Here is a 19,620-nt window from a genome sequence, read left to right on the forward strand (position 1 = left end):
CGACCGGCTACTGTCCCACCCACCAAAACATGGTGTTGCAGACGCGGGTTGAATCCACCCCCGCCAACCAGTTGCTCAGCCACCGCTCCTCAGCCGGCCCCGGGGTGGGCGGTGCGCCAGCAACCTTCTTCGCCCGCAGAACCGTTGCTCAGCCACCGCCACTCACCAGCCCGCGGGCACGCTCACTCCGCCTCGCGCTCCTGCTCGACGCCGAGCCCGTGGGCCAGGCCCCACAGCACCGCCTGCGACCGGGAGTGGACGCCCATCTTGCGGTAGGCGGTCCGCACGTAGGTCTTCACGGAGTTCACCGACAGCCAGCAGGAGCGCGCGATCTCGGTGTTGGACAGTCCGCGGCAGATGAGGGCCACGACCTCGGCCTCGCGGGCCGAGAGACCGTGCTCCTGGGCCGGCCACGTGGGCTGGCCGGCGCTGGCCTCGTCGGCGTCGTGCGGAGTCGTCCCGTCCTCGCCCGTCGCCGGCTCGTCGGTCGTCTCCGGCTCGACGTCCGGGCCGAGCAGCCGCACCGGGTCCCCGGCGGCGACCTTCTCGATCGCGGCGACGAGGTCCTCCACCGTCGCCCGCTTGCTCACGAAACCGTGGGCCCCGCGCGCGAGCGCGTCGTCGGCCGCGGGGGCCTCGTCGTGCCAGGAGTAGACCAGCACCCTCTCCCCCGAGGCCAGCACGTCCTCCAGGCCGAAGCCGGTGCCGGGGGTCTGGGCGAAGGTGTCGAAGAGGACGACGTCCACCGGCTCCGCCGAGCCCACACCGGCCGCGCGTTCGCGCACCACCACCCGGTCACCGAAGGGCTCCAGCAGGGCGGAGAGGCCGGCGAGGACCACCTGGTAGTCGTTGACCAGCGAGATGCCCACCGGGGCGTCGCCGCGCACGTCGGGCACGGGACGGGGAGCACTGGGGGAATCCATAGCCCCAGCCTATTTCACCCGCGCGGAGGATGCCTCACGATGAGGTGCGTCGTACCGTCGCGACCCACCCATCAGCCGGGTGGGTCGCCAAGTGAAGGGACGATCCCCCCATGCACCACACCTGGCAGCAGACCTGGCAGCAGCACCCCTCCTGGGGCCGCGGACCTGCCCTGGAGCTCGAGAACGCCGGACGCGCCTGCGACCGGCTCGTGGTCGTCTCGGCCCACCCCGACGACGAGAGCCTGGGGGTCGGTGGGCTCATCGCCACCGCGCACCGGGCCGGCCTCTCCGTCTACGTCGTGCTGCTCACCGCCGGGGAGTCCTCGCACCCGCCCCGCCAGGACATGAGCCGGCACTCGCTGGCCACGCTGCGGCTGGGCGAGCTGGACCGCGCCGTGGAGCACCTGGCCCCCGGTGCCCCCGTCGTCTTCCTCGGGGCGCCCGACACCGGCGTCACCACCGTGGAGCGCGAGGTGGTCACGGCCCTCACCGAGATCGTCGGGGACGGCTCGCGCACCCTCCTCGTGGCGCCCTGGCGCGAGGACGGTCACCCCGACCACGAGGCCGCCGGCCGGGCCGCCGCCGAGGTCGCGGAGGCCACCGGTGCGCGCCTCGTCGAGTACCCGCTGCTCATGTGGCGCCACGTGGAGCCCGCCGACGCCCCCTGGGAGCGCATGTCGGTGCTGGCGCTCGACGCGGACGTCGTGGAGGCCAAGCGCGAGGCGATCCGCTGCCACGCCTCGCAGGTGCGGCCCCGTGACCTGGGCGACGGCGACGCCGAGGCGAGCGTCGGCCCGGCCAGCCTCGCCCTCTTCGAGGCGTGCGTGGAGCACGTGCTCGTCGCGCCGCAGTCCGAGTCGGACGACAGCGCCGACCCCCGGCTGGAGCCCGCCGGCGCCAGCTGAGGCGCTCAGCCCTCGTACGCGTCGATCTCCGCCAGCACGCGGGCCCGCACGTCGTCCGGCGCGAAGGACGCCCGCACGCCCTCCCGCGCCAGCTCGCGCAGGCCCTCGCGGTCCAGGCCGAGCAGGTCGGCCGCCACCAGGTACTCCTGGTTGAGCGTGGTGTTGAACATCGGCGGGTCGTCGGAGTTGATCGTCACCCGCACCCCCGCCTCCACGAACTGTCGCAGCGGGTGCGAGGCGAGGTCGGGGACAGCGCGGGTCGCCACGTTGCTGGAGGGGCACACCTCGAGCGGGACGCCGGTCAGGGCGAGGTGCTCGAGCAGTGCCGGGTCCTGGGCGGCCGAGGTGCCGTGCCCGATGCGCTCGGCCCCCAGGTCCCGCAGCGCGTGCCAGATGGTCTCGGGGCCGGTGGTCTCACCGGCGTGCGGGACGCTGCGCAGCCCCTCGGAACGGGCCTGGGCGAAGTGCCGGGCGAACTGGGGCCGTGGCACCCCGATCTCGGGGCCGCCCAGCCCGAAGCCGACGAGCGCCTCGGTGCGGTGGTCCATGGCGATCGCCAGCGTGGCGTCGGCGGCACGTACGCCGGCCTCACCGGGCACGTCGTAGATCCACCGCAGCACGACCCCGAGGTCCCGCTCGGCCGCCACCCGGGCGTCCTCGATGGCCTCGGTGTAGGCCTGCGCCGACATGCCCTCGCCGGGCCGGTACGGCAGCACCGAGGTGTAGGGCGTGCACGTGAGCTCGGCGTAGCGCACCTGCTGGGCGGCGAGCCCGCGCGCCACCTCGTAGGTGAGGAAGCGGACGTCCTCGGGGGTCCGGACGAGCGCGACGACGGCGAGGTAGACGTCGATGAAGTGCGCGAAGTCGCGGAACTCGAAGAACCGGCGCAGCTCGTCGAGGTCGGTGGGCACCGTGCCGGGGTGTCGGGCCGCGAGGCCGGCGACGATCTCCGGGCTGGCGGAGCCGACGTGGTGGACGTGCAGCTCGGCCTTCGGCAGACCGGCGACGAACGAGGCCAGCGGGTGCGGTGCGGTGGTGCTCATGGCGCATGCTCTCACCTGCGCCGACCAGCACCGATCAGCACCCGCGAACGGCGACGGCCCGCCACCCCGGGCGGGGTGGCGGGCCGTCGGCGCGCTCTGTCGAGCCGGGCGACGCGGTGGCGTCAGCTCACGGTGTCGATGACGGTCTGCGCGATGTCGTCCACCGAGCTGCCGCTGACCTGCTCGCCGTCGAGGATGACGGTCGGGGTGCCCTGGACGCCGGCGTCGGTCGCGGCGGTGGTGGCCTTCGCGACGAAGGCCTTCTTGGACTCGTTGAGGATGCCGTCGCTCACGGTGTCCTCGTCGGCGCCGGCCTCGACCGCCCAGTCGAGCAGCTGCTGGTTGTCGGGGAAGGTCTCGGAGTCCTCCGAGGGCTGGTTCTCGTAGAGGATGTCGTGGAACTTCTTCGCCACCGTCGGGCCCTCCTTGTCGAGGACGACGAAGAAGGCGCTGGCGGACCGCTCGGAGTAGTCCGAGATGCTGGAGAGCAGGTTGAACGGGCGGTACTCGATCTGGACGTTGCCCGCGTTCGCGGCCTTCTCCAGCTTCGTGCGGGTCGCCGACTCGAACTCGCCGCAGTAGGGGCAGAGGAAGTCCTCGTAGATGACGAGGGAGTGCGGGGCGTCGTCGTCACCGATGGTGACGCCGTACGTGCCCTCGCCCGCGCCGGCGGCGGCCACGTCGGCGGGGTCGTCAAGGTTCGTCAGGTAGACGTACACGCCACCGATGACGAGCACCAGCACGGCCACCACGGAGACGACCGTGATGAGGTTGCGGCGCTTCTCGGCCTTCTGCTGCGCAGCGAGCGCGGCGGCCGCCCGGGCGGCTCGCTCGTTGCTGGTGTTCTGCTTCTTCGCCATCGTTGAGGGCTCAGCCTTCCTCGGACTCGTCGGGGACCACGGCGGTCGCAGGGAAGAGTACGGGGTCGAGCGCAAGGCGGGTGCGCGGACGTACCACCAGCCACACCGACAACGCCAGGAGACCGAGGTCGCGCAGGATCTCCGTGAAGTAGGCCAGCTGCGGGTGGGCCACCGGCCCCTCGCCGCCGAAGCAGCCGCAGTTGGTGTTGATCCCCCGCGCCCAGACCTGGGCGATCGCGACCACGAACACCGCCAGCAGGACGGCCGAGACGACCGCCGCCTGCCGGGTCAGCAGCCCGAGCAGCAGGAGCAGGCCGAGGGCCAGCTCGACAGCCGGCAGCAGGTGCCCGAGCATCGGCACGACGGACTCCGGCAGCACCTGGTAGTTCCGCACCGCCTGGACGCTGCCCTGCGGGTCCGGCAGCTTCAGCAGCGCCGCCACCACCCACACGCCACCGACGACGAGCCGGGCACCGAGCCCGATCCAGGGGGCCGGTCCGTCCAGGCGTCCCAGCAGGGCCCTCGCCCCGCGCCGCGAGCGCTCGTCATGGCCGGGGGCGGGGCTGTGCAGCACGGTCACCCGACCACCGTAGGCAACCGCGGGCGTCCGCAGCGGGCCGCGAGCCGTGCCGATGACCTAGGTCCCGGCAGGCGCTGACCCTCGGCGCCACCCAGCACGACAGATGTCCGCGCCTGTGGGCGGGCAGGCGTGCACACAGGACGGATGGGTAGGGTTCCTGGTCATGAGCGACCGACTCGTGTGGATCGACTGCGAGATGACCGGCCTCGACCTGAGGGCCGACGCCCTCATCGAGGTCGCCGCCCTCGTCACCGACTTCGAGCTCAACGTCCTCGGGGAGGGCGTCGACATCATCATCAAGCCCCCGGCCGAGGCGCTGGAGCAGATGGTGCCGTTCGTCCGCGAGATGCACGAGAAGTCGGGCCTGCTCGCCGAGCTCGACTCAGGCGTGACGCTCGAGGAGGCCGAGCGCCAGGTGATGGAGTACGTGCGCGCCCAGTGCCCCGACGGCTCCCGCCCGCCGCTGGCCGGCAACACGGTGGCCACCGACCACGCCTTCCTCTCCCGGGACATGCACGAGCTCGACGCGTTCCTGCACTACCGGATCGTCGACGTCTCCTCCATCAAGGAGCTCTCGCGCCGCTGGTACCCCCGCGCCTACTTCTCGGCGCCGGACAAGCGCGGCAACCACCGCGCCCTGGCCGACATCCAGGAGTCGATCGAGGAGCTGCGCTACTACCGCGAGACGGTCTTCGTCCCGCAGCCCGGGCCCGACAGCGAGACCGCCAAGGCCGCTGCCGCGCGCCACGGAGGCTCCCTCACGGGCCTCCAGGGGCACCATCACTGACGCCGATTCGGCGCTCCCGGACCCCCTCCCCTAGACTCGTCCGCGGCCCGGTGACCGGGCCCGATGGTGGGCGTAGCTCAGCTGGTAGAGCATCGCGTTGTGGTCGCGAGGGTCGCGGGTTCGAGTCCCGTCGCTCACCCCATCGAAGCAGGGCCCCGGCCGGCAGGCCGGGGCCCTGCTCGCTTCTTGGGGCCCGCCGAGTCGGCACCCCCGCCGTGGTCCTGACGGCTTGTCGAAATCCTGCGGATTTCCAGACTCCGACCAGTCGGACGAGGCTCACAGTCTCTGTCCATGGCAAACGTTTACGAGATCTCCTCAGGCGCCGGCACCCCCGCCCGCCGGACCCCGTCCACCTCCGCCCGCGCCCGCTCCGCGGCCCGCACCCGTGGCGTCGTCGTCGACCTCCTGGCGGAGAACCTCCGCCGCTCGGCGGTCGAGCAGGAGCGCCGCAACGCGACGCTCGCCTGGGCCGTGACCCTCTCCGCGACGTCCCGCGGCCTCGGTCGCGTCGCCTGAGCCAGCAGCACCCCGCAGCACCCCGCAGCACCCCGCCTCGCCCGACCCCCAAGCGCGACGAGGCCACCTCCCGTCCACCCCAACCTCACCCCGCACCACCCGAGCCCCCGACGCGAAGGACCCCCGGCACCCGCTCCCCTCGAGCAGGTACCGGGGGTCCTTCGTCGTGGACGACCCGGGGAGCCGGACGCGTCAGGCGACGTCGCCCAGCGCCTGGCGCAGCTGGACCAGCAGCTTCTGGAGGAGGCGCGAGACCTGGACCTGGCTCATCCCCAGCTCCTCGGCGATCTCGCGCTGGCTGCGCTCGTGGACGAAGCGCAGCGCGAGCACCTCGCGCTCGCGGGGCGCCAGCTGGGCCAGGAGCGGACGCAGCAGCATCCGGGCCTCGCACTGCTCCGCGTCGCGATCGCCGTCGGGCGCCACGTCGCGCGGGCCGGCGTCCTCGGCGCCCGGGGCGGGGGCGTCGAGCGAGAGCAGCGAGTAGAACGAGCGCGCAGCCAGCGCCTCCCGCACGGTGTCGACGGACTCCTCGACCTCGGCCGCCAGGCCCTCCACCCCGGCCTGGTCGAGCCGGTCGAAGGAGATCTGGGCGCGCAGGAGGCGGGAGTGCGCACGCTGGACGTCGCGGGGCGGCCGGATGGTCCAGCCGTGGTCGCGGAAGTGCCGGCGGATCTCGCCCGTGATCGACGGCACGGCGTAGGCGAGCAGGTCACGACCCTGGCCGGGGTCGAAGGAGCGCACGGCGCGCACGAGGGCCAGGTAGGCCACCTGCGTGAGGTCCTCGATCGCCATGCCCTTGCGGTCGTAGCGCCGCGCCAGCGCCTCGGCCACCCGCATGTTCAGCTCGACCACGCGGTCGAGCAGCGCCCGCCGCTCCTCCTCGCCGCCCGCCGCCGCGGCCTGCTCGAGCAGGTGCTGGGTGAAGTGCGAGCGCTGGGCGTCGGTGAGCCGACGGACCCGGGTGGCGTCGAGGTCGATGACGTCGGCGAGGGCCGTCGCCCCGGACTGCGAGCGGGCAGCGACAGCGCGGGTGGCCTGCTCGGCCGGGCGCGGCACAGCCGGACGGACGGCGTCCGGGCCGGTGGAGAGGGTGAGGCTCACGGGAGCTCCTGGATCGAGGGGACGGTCGTGACACCTGCCTTATTGACCATCGACAAACCTTCTACACCTCCTTCACCCCTTTGGTTCCTCAACCTTCACCCTCGGGCGCCACCGACCGGGCGGACTGGCCGGTGGCCATTTATCTGACTAGAGTCAGACAAATGCAGGACGCCGTCGCCACCCTCCGCCGCTTCAACCTCGCCTGGAGCCGCCGCACCGGCGTCCTCGAGCACTCCTTCCTCGGCCTCGGCCGGCCACTGGCGGCCTCGCGCCTGCTCCTCGAGATCGGCCGGGACGACGACGGCGCGACCGTGCTCACGCTGCGGCACCGCCTCGGGCTGGACTCCGGGTACCTCTCGAGGCTCCTGCGCCGGCTCGAGAGGGACGGTCTCGTGACGACGGTCCCCGACCCCGACGACCAGCGCCGACGGCTCGCGCGACTCACCGAGGCCGGCCGCGCCGAGCTGGCCGAGATCGACCAGCGCTCGGACGCCCTCGCCGGCGGGCTGGTGGCGGCCCTCTCCCCGCACCGGCAGGAGCGGCTCGCCGACGCCCTGCGCACCGCGGAGCTGCTGGTCCGCGCGGCCACCCTCGAGCTCGAGGAGCGACCCCACGACGACCCGGACGTGCTCGCGGCGGTCGGGCGCTACGTGGCCGAGATCGAGGCGCGCTTCACCGACGGCTTCGCCCACCCCGGCGCGCTGGTCGACCCGGGCGGGCACTACCTCCTGGCGACCAGCGACGGGGACGTCGTGGGCGTGGGCGGGGTGCGCGCGGTGACGATGCCGGACGGCTCGACGGCCGCCGAGGTCAAGCGGATGTGGGTCGACCCGACGTGGCGGGGCGCCGGGCTCGGCGGACGGATGCTCGAGGCGCTCGAGGAGCTCGCCGCCGGCCTCGGCCACGACCGCGTCGTCCTCGACACCAACCGGGTGCTGGCCGAGGCGGTCGCCCTCTACGAGCGCAGCGGGTACCGCGACGTCCCTCGCTACAACGACAACCCGCACGCGGACGCCTGGTACGCCAAGGACCTGCCGCACTGACCACCACAGGGCCGACCGCTGCCCGGCCGACCTCGACGAGGCCGACCTCCGCCTGGGCGCCGCTAGGTTGAGCCTGTGAGCACCTCCCGCGCGGCCCGCCCCCACTACGACGTCGTGGTGGTCGGCGGCGGGCACAACGGCCTCGTCTCCGCAGCACTGCTCGCCCGCCGCGGCCTCAGCGTGCTGGTGCTGGAGCGGCTCGACCACGTCGGCGGCGCGGCCGTCTCCGCCGCGGCGTTCCCCGGGCACGACGTCCGCCTCTCGCGCTACTCCTACCTCGTCTCGCTCATGCCGCGCGAGCTCATGGCCGAGCTCGACCTCGACGTCTCGCTCCGCTCCCGGCGCACGGCCTCGTTCACGCCCACGCTGCGCGACGGCTGGGCCGGTGGCCTGCACGTCCACCGCCCGGAGGACCACCGCACCGAGACGTCCTTCGCGGACCTGACCGGCACCGAGGCGGAGTACCGGGCGTGGCACGCCTTCTACTCGGACGTCGAGCGCTTCGCCGCCCGGCTGGCGCCGACGTTCCTGCAGCCGCTGCCGACGGAGGCCGAGGCCCGCGCGCTCGCGGACGAGCAGGTGTGGACGGACCTGGTCCGCCGACCGCTCGGCGAGGCCGTCGAGCGACGCTTCAGCGACGACACCGTGCGCGGCGTGGTCGCCACTGACGCCCTCATCGGCACCTTCGCCTCCCTGCACGACCCCTCGCTGGTGCAGAACCGCTGCTTCCTCTACCACCTGGTGGGCAACGGCACGGGCGAGTGGCGGGTGCCGGTGGGCGGGATGGGCGCGGTCACGGACTCCCTCGCCCGGACCGCCACGGCGGCCGGCGCCGAGCTGCTCACCGGGGCGGGGGTGTGCGCCGTGCGGGCCGACGCGGACGGCGCCGAGGTCACGTGGGACGACGCGGGCGGCCGGCACTCCGTGACGGCGGGCCACGTGCTCTCCGGGGTCGCCCCGTGGGTGCTCGGCCTGCTGCTGGGCGGCGAGCAGGACGACACGACCAAGCCGGCCGGCTCGCAGCTCAAGATCAACTTCCTGCTCGAGCGGCTCCCCCGGCTGCGCTCGGGCGTGGACCCGACCGAGGCGTTCGCCGGGACGCTCCACGTCGCGGAGGACCTCAGCCAGCTGGAGACCGCGTACCGGCAGGCGGCCTCGGGCGTGCTGCCCGACGTCCTGCCCGGCGAGGTCTACTGCCACTCGCTCACCGACCCCTCCATCCTCGGCGCGGCCCCGCACGGGTGGCACACGCTCACCTACTTCGGCCTGCACACGCCGGCGGCCCTCTTCGCCGACCCGTCGACGCGGGAGCAGGTGAAGGCCGAGGCCGTGCGGCGGGCGATCGCCGCCCTCGACGAGCACCTCGAGGAGCCCCTCATGTCCTGCGTGGCGACGGACGCCCACGGCCGCCCCTGCCTGGAGGCCAAGATCCCGCAGGACATCGAGGCCGACCTCGCCATGCCCGGCGGCCACATCTTCCACGGGGACCTCGACTGGCCCTGGGCGTCGGGCCGCGCCCGCCTGGAGACCCCCGCCCAGCAGTGGGGCGTGCAGACCTCGTGGGACCGGGTGCTGCTCTGCGGCTCGGGCGCGCGGCGCGGCGGCGCGGTCTCCGGCCTGGGCGGCCACAACGCGGCGCAGGCCGTCCTGGCAACGCTCTGACCTGCGACGACAACGAGAGAGGTCCGGCCGGGCGCTCGCGATTTTCGCGGTCCGCTCATCCGCTGGTAATGTTCTTCTCGTTGCAGCGCGGGGCGCGAGTCCCAGACCGCAGCGGGCGCCATTAGCTCAATTGGCAGAGCAGCTGACTCTTAATCAGCGGGTTCGCGGTTCGAGTCCGTGATGGCGTACAGCAGGCGAAGGGCCGGGACGGCAGTCCCGGCCCTTCGTGCATTCTGCGGCACTTCTCCCCCATCTGCGGGATGCGCGCCCACCTCAGGGGCGTGCCAGGGTGCAGCGTGACTGCTCAGCTGCCACCCCCGGCGCCTCGGCCCGGCCCCGAGCGGCCCGGCCCCGAGCGACACAGCCCCGAGCGACACAGCCCCGAGCGACACGGCCCAGAGCGTCCGGGCGTCGAGCACGCCGCGGACGCCTGGCCCGACCTGTGGTTCCTGGCGCCGGTCGTGGCGCTCTGGCTCTCGGTCGCCGTGGAGCGCCAGCGGCTGGACGAGGCGGCCCTGCTCTGGACCGGGCTCGCCACGCTGGCCGCCGCCGGCTGCTGGCAGTGGCTGCGACGCGGGGACGTGACGAACCGGCTCACCTGGTTCCTCCTCGCCGGTGGCGTCGCGGTGTGCCTGGCCTCCGCGTACGCGAACCCGGGGGTGTCGTTGCTGCGCTTCCTGGTGGGCCTCGTGGGTCTGGTCGCGGGGGTGCTGCTCGCCCAGCAGGCGCACCGGCACGCCCGCCCCGGCCCCCGCCTGAGACGCCGTGCCCGGCAGCTCGTGCTGCACCTCGTCGAGCCGCTGCGGGTCGCCGAGGCCCGGGACGTGGCACGGGAGGAGGCGGCCCGGCGGGCCGTCCGACAGCGGGAGCCCCGCGAGCCCCGTGAGCCGCGTCACCCCTGGTCGGTGGAATCGCGAGGTGATTCGGCTCGTTGAATCGTCATCTACTGACGAGGAGAACGACGATGAGCACGACCGCCGAGATCGGCACCCTGCCCCTGCTGGAGCAGGCCGGCCGCGAGGCCCTCTTCACCGAGGCCCGGACCGCGAGCACCTTCACCGACCAGCCGGTCACCGACGCCGAGCTGCGGGAGATCTGGGACCTCGCCCGCTGGTCCCCCAGCGCCTCGAACGGCCAGCCCCTGCGCGTCCTCTTCGTCCGCACCGACGAGGGTCGCGAGCGCCTGCTCGCCCACGTCGCCGACGGCAACAAGGCCAAGGTCTCCGCCGCGCCGGTCACCGCCGTCCTCGCGTTCGACCCGGACTTCCACGAGCACTTCGCCACCACGTTCCCGGCCCGCGCCGAGATGATGCGCGACCGGTTCGCCGCCGACGCCGACGCCCGCGCGCAGAACGCCACCTACAACGCCGCCCTCCAGACCGGCGTCCTGCTCCTCGCCGTCCGGGCCGCGGGCCTGGCCGCCGGCCCGATGGCCGGCTTCGACAAGGCGGGAGTGGACGCCGAGTTCTTCGGCGGGTCCGGGTGGCGCAGCCACCTGCTGCTCAACATCGGCCACCCCGGCGCCGACGCGTGGTTCCCGCGGCTGCCGCGCCTCGACGAGTCCACCGTCCTCGACTGGGCCTGATCACCGGGCACTGAACATCGGGCACTGAGCATCCGGGCCCTGGTCACCGGCCGCGAGGGCGCAGACTGGGCGGATGGACCTCACCCAGGCGCTCACCGCGGCCCGCGGCACCCACCAGTCCGTCCTCGTCACCGTGCGCGGCAGCAACGGCCGCCCGCAGCTGTCCAACGTCATGCACGCGGTGGGCGAGGACGGCCTGGTCAGGGTCTCCATCACCGCCGACCGCGCCAAGTACGCCAACCTCCGACGCACCCCGTGGGCCGCGCTGCACGTGGCCGCGGGGTCGTTCTGGTCCTACGCCGTGCTGGAGGGCGACGTGAGCCTGTCGGAGGTCGTCGCCGAGCCGGACGACGCGGCGGCCGAGGAGTCCGTGGCGCTGTACCGCGCGATCGCCGGCGAGCACGAGGACTGGGACGCGTACCGGGCCGCGCTCGTCACCGACCGGCGCCTCGTCGTCCACCTCTCCCCCACGCACGCCTACGGCATGCTGCGCTGAGGACGGCCGCTCGCCGGGCGGGGAACAGCCGCGCGGACGTCGCGGTTGCAGCCAGCCGTGAGCACGCACCACGGAGAGTTCAAGGTCCCCCAGGGCAAGCTGGTCGTCGTCGACCTCGAGACCGACGGGGAGACCCTCACCCGGGTCGTCGTCTCCGGTGACTTCTTCCTCGAGCCCGACGAGGCGCTCGGTGACATGTCCGACGCGCTGGTCGGACAGCAGGTCGACGCTCCCCTCGCCGTCCTCGAGCAGGCGGTCGCGGAGGCCGCCGGCGACGCGGTCCTCGTCGGCTTCGACGCACGTAGCCTCGCCATGGCGGTGCTCCGGGCGCTCGGTCGCAGCACGGCCTGGCACGACCACGCGTTCACGCTGCTGGACGCCGGCCCCCTGCACCCGCCCGCCCAGATGGCGCTCGACGAGGTGCTGCTGCGCCAGGTCGCGTCCGGGCAGCGCGGGCCGAGCCTGCGCGTGTGGGAGTGGGCGTCCAACGCCGTCATCATCGGCTCGTTCCAGTCCGTCTCCAACGAGGTCGACCTCGAGGCCGCCGCCCGCCACGACGCCACCGTCGTGCGCCGCATCTCCGGCGGCGGCGCGATGTTCGTCGAGCCCGGCAACACGATCACCTACTCGCTCTACGTGCCCGAGACCCTCGTCGCCGGCCTCACCTTCCTCGACTCCTACGCCTTCCTGGACGCGTGGGTCGTCCGGGCCCTGCGGGGGCTGGGGGTGGAGGCCTCCTACGTCCCGGTCAACGACATCGTGTCCCCCGCCGGGAAGATCGGCGGCGCCGCGCAGAAGCGGGTGCAGGGCGCCGTCCTGCACCACGTGACGATGAGCTACGACATGGACGCCGACAAGATGCTCGACATCCTCCGCATCGGCCGGGAGAAGCTCTCCGACAAAGGCCACACCAGCTCGGGCAAGCGGGTCGACCCGATCCGCAGCCAGACCGGCCTCTCCCGCGAGGACGTCGTGGCGGCCATGCTCGCCCACTTCGAGCAGTCCTACGGGCTGGGCCGCGACGTCGTCGACGCCGCCACCCTCGCTGACGCCGCCACGCTGGCGGAGGAGAAGTACACCGGCGAGGAGTGGCTCCACCGCGTGCCCTGACCGGCGAAGGCTCAGTCGTCGAGCGGGGGCACCACGGCGACCGGGACCGTGAGGTCGGCCCGGCCGGCCGTCGCGAGGATCAGCGCGGCGTTCGGGTCGTCCACCGCAGCGATCCACGCGAGCGCCTCCTCGCGGGTCTTCCCGAACCGGACGTGCCGCTCGAGCAGCCGCGCGGCGCGCTCCGCCTCCGGCACCTCGCAGAACCAGACCTCGTCCATGGCCGCGCGCGCCCGCTCCCACCCCGGGCCGTCGAGCAGCAGGTAGTTCCCCTCCGTCACCGCCAGGCGGCAGGCGGGCAGCACGGGCATCGCCCCCGCGATCGGCTGCTCCAGGTCGCGCTCGAACATGGGCGCGTAGACGACCTCGCCCTCGCGGGGCGCCCGCACCCGCTCCAGCAGCGCGGCGAAGCCGTGCGCGTCGAAGGTGTCCGGCGCACCCTTGGCCCCGCGGCGCCCCAGCCGCTCGAGCTCGACGTCCGCGAGGTGGTAGCCGTCCATCGGGACGTGGGCCACCCACCCCTCCTCGCACCCCGCCGGTACCGGGCCGGCGGCGAGCGCGCGGACCAGCTGCACCGCGAGCGTCGACTTCCCCGCGCCCGGCGTCCCGGCCACGCCGAGGACGTGCCGGCCGGGGGCGGCCACCAGGCCCCGCGCCCGGTCCAGGAGCGCCTCGAAGGTCAGGGGGTCCGGCTGGGCGGGCGGCACGGGCGAGGACGTCGTCGTCATGCGCCCATCCTGCCCGGCGACCCACGGCGGTCCCTCCCGGCGTGGCTCCCACTCCTCGTGGCGTCGGGGCGGCAGGCTGGCCCCGCTGGGACGGCCCCGACTCGCACCGCGCCGGCGCCACACCGGCCGGGCCCGTCCGGTGTGGCCGACTCGTCCGGAGCGTCCGGGCTGCGAGTCCTGTCGGCCATGGCCGTACGGCCCGCGCCACCCTGGCGGACCGGGCAGCCCGCACAAACCGGACAGCATGGGCAGCCTGGACAGACCGAACCGTCAGGTCCGTCCGGATGGCCCGCGCCGACCTCCTGACCCGGTCACGGCGCACCGCCCGGGCCGACGCACCCGACCGGCCCGCCCGGCCCGACGGATCGACCCTGGTCATCCGCACGACGCCCTCGTAGGCTCCCGGGCACGCTGCGAGACACGCGCGAGCACCGTCGGGGACAGGAGGCCGTCATGGCCGAGGACCGCACCATCGACCGGTCGTCGCCGGTCCCCTACTACCGGCAGCTGGCCGACGCCCTCGGCCGCCAGGTCGCGACCGGCGACCTCACGACCGGGCAGCGGCTGCCCAGCGAGGCAGAGCTCTGCGGCCGGTACGGACTGTCCCGCGCGACCGTCCGGCAGGCCCTCGCCCACCTCGAGCAGCAGGGCGTGGCACGCCGTGTCGCCGGCCGCGGCGTCTTCGTCCACGACGGCGCTGGCGAGCAGGCTCCGACCGGATGGCAGGTGGACGACCCCGCCACCACCCTCGAGGGCGCGCTCGGCAGCACGAACCCGCTCGTCGAGATCGAGGTCCGCAGCCACGGCCAGGTGACCCTGCCGACCTGGGCCACCCGGCTGCTCGAGGTCCCCGACGGGACCACCGGCCACGAGCTCGTCCGCCTCCACCTCCTCGACGGGACGCCGGCCCTGCTGAGCACCCGGCTCCAACCGCCCCCGGTCGACGCGGCGGTGGCTGCGGCGGAGCCGGTGCTGCGCGGGGCGGGCTCCCTCACCGCCGCGCTGGCCGCCGCCGGCTGGGCTGCCGCGGGCACGCGGCGCTCCCTGCACGCGATGAGCCCGCGGGGTGCGGTCGCCGAGGCGCTCGAGGCCGGTCCCCAGACCCCGGTGCTGCGCATCCGGGCGGTCTCGTGGACCCGCACCGGGCTGCTGCACGACGCCGCGGAGAGCTGGGTGCGCACCGACGTCGCGCCCCTCGACGTGACGCTCGGCACACCCAGGTAGCCTCCAGCCATGCTGCGTACCGTCGCCCGGATCGTACTGGGCTCGCTCATGGCCGCCGTGGGCATCGCCCACCTCACCGTCCTGCGCGAGGAGTTCCAGGCGCAGGTGCCCGACTGGTTCCCGGTCGACGACGACCGGGTGGTCCTCGGGTCGGGGGTCGCCGAGGTCGCCCTCGGCTCGGCGTTCGTGCTCCTGCCGCGCCACAAGCGCCTCGTCGGGGGGCTGCTGGCGGCGTTCTACGTCGCGATCTTCCCGGGCAACCTCGCCCAGTGGATCGAGCAGACCGACGCGTTCGGGCTCACCAGCGACCGCGCGCGGTTCCTGCGGCTCTTCTTCCAGCCGGTCCTCATCGCCTGGGCCCTGTGGGCCGGTCGGACCCTCCAGCGGCCCGAGGACGACGAGTCCTGACGCCTGGCAGCCTGGCGGCTCAGGCCGCCTTGAGCACCCCCACCGGGTCGTAGCGCAGACCCGGGAAGACCTCGCTCACCGAGGTGCCGGAGAACCGCTTCTGCACGACCTCGCCGAGGACCTGCCGGTAGTCGGTGGTCACCAGCAGGTCGGAGTCGGCGCCCAGCGAGAGCCCCGGCCAGCGTCCCAGGTATCGGCCCCCACGCACGCCCGCCCCGGCCACCATCATCACGTTGCCGTAGCCGTGGTCCAGGCCCAGGTCCTCGTTCTCCTCGACCCGGCGGCCGAACTCGCTCAGCGCCACGAGGGTGACCTTGCTCCGCTGGGAGCCGAGGTCGCCGAAGAACGCGGCGACCGCGCGGGCGAGCTCGTCGACGTTGCGGATCATCCGGCCCCACTCCAGCGTGCCGAGGCGGGTGTGCATGTCCCACTCGCCCTGGTCGACGGTGATCACCTCGGTGCCGAGGTCGGCCCGGATCAGCCGGGCGGCGTCGGCGAGGGCGGCGCCCAGGTCGCCGTCCGGGTAGGCCGAGGCGCGGGAGCGCTGACGCCGGGCGGGCGCCAGCTCCTCCACGGCGGTGAAGGTCTCGTCCATGGCGCGGCCGAGCACGCCCTTCTCGCCCTTCCACATCGTCCGCAGTCCGCGCTCGCGCTGCCGGGCCCTGGAGGCGTCCCAGGTCGGGCCGGCGATCGAGACGTCGTCCAGCGCCTGCGCCGCCAGCGTGGGCGCGCGCCCGGCCAGCGATGTGGGGGCCGCCCCGGGGCCGAACGCCACGCCGTCGCTGCTGCTCACGTCGGAGGAGCGCCCGACCAGGCGGTTGAGCCAGCCCTCGCGCAGCGACGAGCCCGGCGCGGCGTCCTCGAGCTCCTCCATCGCGGCGAAGTGCGAGCGGTTCGGCGCGGGCAGGCCGGCCGCGTGCACGAAGGCGAGCTCCTCCGAGCGCCACAGGCCCAGCAGCGGCTTCATGCCCGGGTGGAGACCGAAGAAGCCGTCCTTGGCGAGCAGCTGCGAGGACGGCACGGCGATGCGCGGACGGGCGCGGTAGTAGACGGGGTCGCCGTGCGGCACCACCACCGAGAGGCCGTCCATGGCCCCGCGCAGCGAGAGCACGACGAGCACGGACGAGGCGCTCGCCGCCGCGGCCGGTGAGGCGGTGAGGACGGCCGAGCCGACGGTGGCGGTGGCGCCGGCGGCGAGCAGGCCGCCGCGCAGGACGCCGCGACGGCTCAGGTCGGTCGTCAGGGCGCTGGTGAGGGCGGACATCTCCGCGCAGCAGGGCTGCTGCTCGGTGGGCGTGACGGGACGGTGGTGGGGCACGGGGAGCTCCTGGCGGGAGTGCTGCGGGACGGGTGGGTGTCGGCGACGGCCCAGGTCGGTGCGGGGCACCGGCGGCGGGCCGGTGCGCTCAGTGCGTGAGGTGAGCGGGGCTGTCGAGCAGCGTCGTGAGCACGAAGCCGAGCCGGGCGGACACCACGGGGTGGTCCGCGTGCACGACCTCGTCCCTGCTCACATCGGCAGCCTGGCAGCACGCCGTGATGGATTTGCGGGTCGCGGGCACACCGAGGAGCTCGCGGGAGAGGTGGTCGACCAGCGCGGCGAACGGGAGGCGGCGCTGCGGCAGCCACGACTCGGGCCGGCGGTAGGTGACGCCCCGGGTGGGCCAGTAGGCGCCCGCCATGAGCCAGTGGTTCTTGGCGCTGCCGAGCAGCCGGGACGGGGAGGACCAGGCGTCGTTGGTGCGGGGCGCACCGTCGGGGCGCGGCCAGTCGAACGGCTTGAGGCCGAGGCGCTGGCACTGCGTCGGCAGCGTGTGCGCGGCCCACCCCTGCCCGGCTCCCCCGGTCGTCCGGCTGCCCGGGCGGGTCACCCGCACGTCCAGCGCCCGGTGCGTGGCCACCACGTCGTGCCCGGCGTCGCGGACCTTCTGGCCGCGCGCGGCCTTGAACTCCTCGGAGGCCACGAGGGCGCGCAGCACGGGGCGGACGTCGGTGTCGTTCGCCAGGTAGACGCGGGCCAGCTCCTTGACCAGCGAGGCGGGGGCGTCGTCCCGGACGAACCGGACGACGAGCTTGCGGGCGAGCCGCTCGGCGGTGGCGGGGTGCCGCGCCAGGTAGCGCAGGAGGTCGCGCGTCGCGGCCCGGCCGTCGGCGACGTTGTTGGGGTGGGTGAAACCCATGACGGTGACCCGGCCCAGCGCGTGGTCGGTCGTCCGGTACGAGGGCTCGAAGCTCTTGTACATGTCCAGGGCGTAGCCCGTGAGCATGCGGGACACCTGCTTGACGTCGTCCTCGCCGTAGTGGCCCAGGCCGACGGTGTGGAGCTCGAGGAGCTCGCGGGCGAGGTTCTCGTTGGGGTGCTCCCAGGTGGAGTTCGCCGCGTCGAGGAAGAGGAGCATCGCCGGGTGCAGGACGGCCGCGGCCAGCAGGTCCTCGAAGCGTCCGAGCGCCTTGGCCCGCACGACGTCGCCGTACCGCTTGCGCCAGGTGTAGGTCAGGTCGGCGCTGGTGGGGACGTGGAGGTGGTCCTCCCAGAACTCGGTCATCACCTCGAGCACCTGGCGGTTCGAGTAGGTCCGGCGCAGCAGCGTCCAGGACTGGTAGTCCGCCATGACCTCCCAGCTCTCCTCCACGCCGTCCTTCTGGCGACGGAAGAGGTCCTGCGGGCCCCGGGAGAGGCTGGGGAACCAGTCGAGCAGCTCGCCGGTCCCCGGGTCCTTGACCGTGCCCGGCTTCAGCTGCTTGTCGAACCACGCCCGGGCGCCGCCGGCAGCACGCACCTGGCGGGCGAGCTCGGGCGTGTGCCCGTAGCTGAAGCGGCCGACGAGGTGACGGTCGCCGGCGGCGAGGACGGTGCTGGTCGAGCGGGTGGCCTGCTGGGCCATGGAGGGCTCCTGGTGGTCGAGTCGCCGGCCGTTCCTCCCACCCCTGGAACGACCGGCCGGGTCGTCTCGAGGTGTCTCTCGGCGCACCTCCGGGCAGGGAGGAGAAAACGTTTGAGTCCTTCACGACGTCGTCACGGGCTCCTGAGCAGGACGCCCCGGTCTTCACGGCCTCCACACGAACCGTGCCCCGAGGTCCCGGTCACCGCCTCCGCCCGTGGGCCCGTCGCGCTCCCCCGGGACCGGCGCACCGCCAGACCACCGGTGCGTCCTCGTCCTCGCGCCGTCATCAGGATCGCCACGGGACGTCAACATTCAGAGGACACCCGTGTACGTGAAGCTCCGGGCCTGCCAGAGTTGACTCATCGCGGCCCTGGCCGCGTCCCCCATCCCCCGTGAACGTTCGTCCTCGCTCGGAGACCCCCATGCCTCGCACCGCCCGCCGCGCCGCCACCGCCGCCGCGTCCGCCACCACCGCCGTCGCGCTCGTCGCGGCGGGGGGCCTGCTGCTGTCCTCGGGCGGCACCGCCTGGGCGACCGGCAACGACGGCGTCCAGGACCAGGTGTGCGCGGACCTCTCGACCGGCAAGATCACCCCCTCCGGCAGCCAGACGTCCGTCACCTACACCGCGCCCGCCGGGAAGGTCATCACCTCCTACTGCGTGAAGGCCGGCAGCGTGAACCAGGGCCTGGGCCCGCGCTACGTCGACACGGCCGTGACCGACGGCAGCGGGGCCGTGGCCTACCCGAGCACCATCACGCTCACGTACTACGACGCCGACAAGTCCACCTGGAAGGCGATCTCGCACTACTCGGTGCAGCTGGCCGACGCGTCCACGACGACGTCCACGGCGACCGCCACGGCGACCACCTCGACCGCCGCGCCCACCGCCACGGCCACCACCTCGACCGCCGCGCCCACCGCGACGGAGACCGCCACCGCCACCGAGACCGCCACCGCGACGGAGACCGCCACCGCGACGGAGACCGCCACCGCGACGGAGACCGCCACCGCCACCGAGACCGCCACGGCGGACCCGTCGGAGAGCGAGTCCACGGGCGACACCACGGACACCCCGGAGTTCACCCCGAACGACCCGGCGACCAACCCCGACGGCAGCTTCGACTGGAACTGGACCTACCCGGACCCGACCTGCACCTCGCTGACGGTCCCCTACCCGTCCAACCTCCCGGCCGGCCAGACCACCGACGTCAACGTCCGCGTCGTCGTCGACGGCACCCCGGTGACGATGAACTGGCACTCGGTCAACGACCCCGACCACACCCTCACGTTCCAGTACGACCAGCACCCCGGCTGGCCGTCCGGCGCGACCGAGTACCAGGTCGAGTGGACGCAGGTGGGCGGCTCGAACTACCACTTCGGCGAGTCCTTCCACAACGCGGCGATCGCCGACCCGATCGACTGCGTGGTCACCGACGGCGTCGCCGAGCCGCGGGCCGTCTCCGCGGTGAAGGGCTTCTCCACCCGCACGGTCACCGTGGCCGCGGGCACCCGCGCCACCGCGGACACGGTGCGCACCGACTCGCTCTACTCCAGCCCGCTGGAGCTCCAGCGGCGCACGGCGGCCGGCTGGGTCAAGGTGAGCACCGTGACCAGGGCCGACGGCAAGGCCACCGTCCGCTTCCCGAAGCTGCGCAAGGCGGGCAGCACGGTCCGCTTCCGGCTGGCCGCGGCCGGCTCGTCGCTGGCCACGGGCACCCGCTCCGACGTCCTCAAGGTGCGCGTCGTCCGCCACGGCTGACGCGCGCCGG

General features: G+C 73.9%; 20 protein-coding genes and 2 tRNA genes. 14 read left to right on the forward strand and 8 right to left on the reverse strand.

The window, feature by feature from the left end:
* Positions 1-182 precede the first annotated feature (182 nt).
* Complete coding sequence (locus E8D37_RS10000; protein ID WP_136569656.1) at positions 183-923, reverse strand: response regulator transcription factor; 741 nt, start codon at positions 921-923, stop codon at positions 183-185.
* 110 nt (positions 924-1,033) lie between these two features.
* On the opposite strand from E8D37_RS10000, the gene E8D37_RS10005 reads away from it, so the two are divergent.
* The gene (locus E8D37_RS10005) at positions 1,034-1,828 is read left to right on the forward strand and encodes a PIG-L family deacetylase (protein ID WP_136569657.1); all 795 of its coding nucleotides are present in this window, start codon (positions 1,034-1,036) and stop codon (positions 1,826-1,828) included.
* 5 nt (positions 1,829-1,833) lie between these two features.
* Here E8D37_RS10005 and E8D37_RS10010 read toward each other — a convergent pair whose 3' ends face one another.
* The 3 genes from E8D37_RS10010 to E8D37_RS10020 form a co-directional block, all read right to left on the reverse strand.
* Entirely contained in the window at positions 1,834-2,871 is a 1,038-nt protein-coding gene (locus tag E8D37_RS10010) for an adenosine deaminase (RefSeq protein WP_136569658.1), read from the reverse strand.
* 122 nt (positions 2,872-2,993) lie between these two features.
* Positions 2,994-3,731, reverse strand: a complete 738-nt coding sequence (locus E8D37_RS10015; RefSeq protein ID WP_136569659.1) for a thioredoxin domain-containing protein — start codon at positions 3,729-3,731, stop codon at positions 2,994-2,996.
* A gap of 10 nt (positions 3,732-3,741) precedes the next feature.
* A complete protein-coding gene (locus E8D37_RS10020; protein WP_240770332.1) occupies positions 3,742-4,311 on the reverse strand; it encodes a MauE/DoxX family redox-associated membrane protein in 570 nt (189 codons plus the stop codon).
* Positions 4,312-4,474: 163 nt separating this feature from the next.
* On the opposite strand from E8D37_RS10020, the gene orn reads away from it, so the two are divergent.
* From orn to E8D37_RS10035, 3 genes are all read left to right on the forward strand, one after another.
* A complete protein-coding gene (gene orn, locus E8D37_RS10025) occupies positions 4,475-5,098 on the forward strand; it encodes an oligoribonuclease (RefSeq protein WP_136569660.1) in 624 nt (207 codons plus the stop codon).
* A 66-nt stretch (positions 5,099-5,164) separates the two neighbouring features.
* A tRNA-His gene (locus E8D37_RS10030) sits at positions 5,165-5,240 on the forward strand.
* A gap of 149 nt (positions 5,241-5,389) precedes the next feature.
* Entirely contained in the window at positions 5,390-5,614 is a 225-nt protein-coding gene (locus E8D37_RS10035) for a hypothetical protein (protein ID WP_136569661.1), read from the forward strand.
* Positions 5,615-5,806: 192 nt separating this feature from the next.
* On the opposite strand, the gene E8D37_RS10040 is transcribed toward E8D37_RS10035, so the two are convergent.
* A complete protein-coding gene (locus E8D37_RS10040; RefSeq protein ID WP_136569662.1) occupies positions 5,807-6,715 on the reverse strand; it encodes a sigma-70 family RNA polymerase sigma factor in 909 nt (302 codons plus the stop codon).
* 161 nt (positions 6,716-6,876) lie between these two features.
* Here E8D37_RS10040 and E8D37_RS10045 point away from each other — a divergent pair, with 161 nt between their 5' ends.
* From E8D37_RS10045 to E8D37_RS10075, 7 genes are all read left to right on the forward strand, one after another.
* The gene (locus E8D37_RS10045) at positions 6,877-7,758 is read left to right on the forward strand and encodes a helix-turn-helix domain-containing GNAT family N-acetyltransferase (protein WP_136569663.1); all 882 of its coding nucleotides are present in this window, start codon (positions 6,877-6,879) and stop codon (positions 7,756-7,758) included.
* A gap of 75 nt (positions 7,759-7,833) precedes the next feature.
* On the forward strand, positions 7,834-9,420 hold the full coding sequence (locus tag E8D37_RS10050; RefSeq protein WP_136569664.1) for an NAD(P)/FAD-dependent oxidoreductase: 1,587 nt from the start codon (positions 7,834-7,836) through the stop codon (positions 9,418-9,420).
* Positions 9,421-9,535: 115 nt separating this feature from the next.
* Positions 9,536-9,608, forward strand: a tRNA-Lys gene (locus tag E8D37_RS10055).
* 108 nt (positions 9,609-9,716) lie between these two features.
* Positions 9,717-10,355, forward strand: a complete 639-nt coding sequence (locus tag E8D37_RS10060; protein ID WP_136569665.1) for a hypothetical protein — start codon at positions 9,717-9,719, stop codon at positions 10,353-10,355.
* 29 nt (positions 10,356-10,384) lie between these two features.
* Positions 10,385-11,005: a malonic semialdehyde reductase gene (locus E8D37_RS10065; protein WP_136569666.1), complete on the forward strand. Its 621-nt coding sequence runs from the start codon at positions 10,385-10,387 to the stop codon at positions 11,003-11,005.
* Positions 11,006-11,078: 73 nt separating this feature from the next.
* Positions 11,079-11,501 (forward strand): PPOX class F420-dependent oxidoreductase, encoded by a 423-nt coding sequence (locus E8D37_RS10070; protein ID WP_136569667.1) that lies wholly within the window; start codon positions 11,079-11,081, stop codon positions 11,499-11,501.
* Between the two features lie 57 nt (positions 11,502-11,558).
* Positions 11,559-12,611: a biotin/lipoate A/B protein ligase family protein gene (locus tag E8D37_RS10075; RefSeq protein ID WP_136569668.1), complete on the forward strand. Its 1,053-nt coding sequence runs from the start codon at positions 11,559-11,561 to the stop codon at positions 12,609-12,611.
* An 11-nt stretch (positions 12,612-12,622) separates the two neighbouring features.
* Here E8D37_RS10075 and E8D37_RS10080 read toward each other — a convergent pair whose 3' ends face one another.
* On the reverse strand, positions 12,623-13,336 hold the full coding sequence (locus tag E8D37_RS10080; protein ID WP_136569669.1) for a nucleoside/nucleotide kinase family protein: 714 nt from the start codon (positions 13,334-13,336) through the stop codon (positions 12,623-12,625).
* A 453-nt stretch (positions 13,337-13,789) separates the two neighbouring features.
* Between E8D37_RS10080 and E8D37_RS10085 the strand changes: the two genes are divergently transcribed.
* Positions 13,790-14,560: a GntR family transcriptional regulator gene (locus tag E8D37_RS10085; RefSeq protein ID WP_136569670.1), complete on the forward strand. Its 771-nt coding sequence runs from the start codon at positions 13,790-13,792 to the stop codon at positions 14,558-14,560.
* Between the two features lie 9 nt (positions 14,561-14,569).
* Positions 14,570-14,968 (forward strand): hypothetical protein, encoded by a 399-nt coding sequence (locus E8D37_RS10090; protein WP_136569671.1) that lies wholly within the window; start codon positions 14,570-14,572, stop codon positions 14,966-14,968.
* A gap of 19 nt (positions 14,969-14,987) precedes the next feature.
* On the opposite strand, the gene E8D37_RS10095 is transcribed toward E8D37_RS10090, so the two are convergent.
* Positions 14,988-16,286 (reverse strand): DUF1501 domain-containing protein, encoded by a 1,299-nt coding sequence (locus E8D37_RS10095; RefSeq protein WP_136569672.1) that lies wholly within the window; start codon positions 16,284-16,286, stop codon positions 14,988-14,990.
* An 88-nt stretch (positions 16,287-16,374) separates the two neighbouring features.
* Positions 16,375-17,850 carry a DUF1800 domain-containing protein gene (locus E8D37_RS10100; RefSeq protein ID WP_136569673.1) on the reverse strand — a complete coding sequence of 492 codons (1,476 nt, stop codon included), beginning with the start codon at positions 17,848-17,850 and terminating at the stop codon, positions 16,375-16,377.
* 422 nt (positions 17,851-18,272) lie between these two features.
* On the opposite strand from E8D37_RS10100, the gene E8D37_RS19855 reads away from it, so the two are divergent.
* Positions 18,273-19,610, forward strand: coding sequence for a hypothetical protein (locus E8D37_RS19855; protein ID WP_168929708.1), 1,338 nt, complete (start codon positions 18,273-18,275; stop codon positions 19,608-19,610).
* Positions 19,611-19,620: the final 10 nt, after the last annotated feature.

The sequence above is a fragment of the Nocardioides sp. GY 10127 genome, assembly GCF_004919085.1.
Lineage (GTDB): Bacteria > Actinomycetota > Actinomycetes > Propionibacteriales > Nocardioidaceae > Nocardioides.

What these genes read in the sequence shown, in the direction of transcription:
- E8D37_RS10090 (WP_136569671.1), top strand. Translation starts at nt 14,570, where the DNA reads ATGCTGCGTACCGTCGCCCGGATCGTACTGGGCTCGCTCATGGCCGCC.
- E8D37_RS10000 (WP_136569656.1), bottom strand. Translation starts at nt 923, where the DNA reads ATGGATTCCCCCAGTGCTCCCCGTCCCGTGCCCGACGTGCGCGGCGAC.
- E8D37_RS10070 (WP_136569667.1), top strand. Translation starts at nt 11,079, where the DNA reads ATGGACCTCACCCAGGCGCTCACCGCGGCCCGCGGCACCCACCAGTCC.
- E8D37_RS10065 (WP_136569666.1), top strand. Translation starts at nt 10,385, where the DNA reads ATGAGCACGACCGCCGAGATCGGCACCCTGCCCCTGCTGGAGCAGGCC.
- E8D37_RS10100 (WP_136569673.1), bottom strand. Translation starts at nt 17,850, where the DNA reads ATGGCCCAGCAGGCCACCCGCTCGACCAGCACCGTCCTCGCCGCCGGC.
- E8D37_RS10015 (WP_136569659.1), bottom strand. Translation starts at nt 3,731, where the DNA reads ATGGCGAAGAAGCAGAACACCAGCAACGAGCGAGCCGCCCGGGCGGCC.
- E8D37_RS10005 (WP_136569657.1), top strand. Translation starts at nt 1,034, where the DNA reads ATGCACCACACCTGGCAGCAGACCTGGCAGCAGCACCCCTCCTGGGGC.
- E8D37_RS10035 (WP_136569661.1), top strand. Translation starts at nt 5,390, where the DNA reads ATGGCAAACGTTTACGAGATCTCCTCAGGCGCCGGCACCCCCGCCCGC.
- E8D37_RS10045 (WP_136569663.1), top strand. Translation starts at nt 6,877, where the DNA reads ATGCAGGACGCCGTCGCCACCCTCCGCCGCTTCAACCTCGCCTGGAGC.
- E8D37_RS19855 (WP_168929708.1), top strand. Translation starts at nt 18,273, where the DNA reads ATGCCTCGCACCGCCCGCCGCGCCGCCACCGCCGCCGCGTCCGCCACC.
- E8D37_RS10010 (WP_136569658.1), bottom strand. Translation starts at nt 2,871, where the DNA reads ATGAGCACCACCGCACCGCACCCGCTGGCCTCGTTCGTCGCCGGTCTG.
- E8D37_RS10085 (WP_136569670.1), top strand. Translation starts at nt 13,790, where the DNA reads ATGGCCGAGGACCGCACCATCGACCGGTCGTCGCCGGTCCCCTACTAC.
- orn (WP_136569660.1), top strand. Translation starts at nt 4,475, where the DNA reads ATGAGCGACCGACTCGTGTGGATCGACTGCGAGATGACCGGCCTCGAC.
- E8D37_RS10080 (WP_136569669.1), bottom strand. Translation starts at nt 13,336, where the DNA reads ATGACGACGACGTCCTCGCCCGTGCCGCCCGCCCAGCCGGACCCCCTG.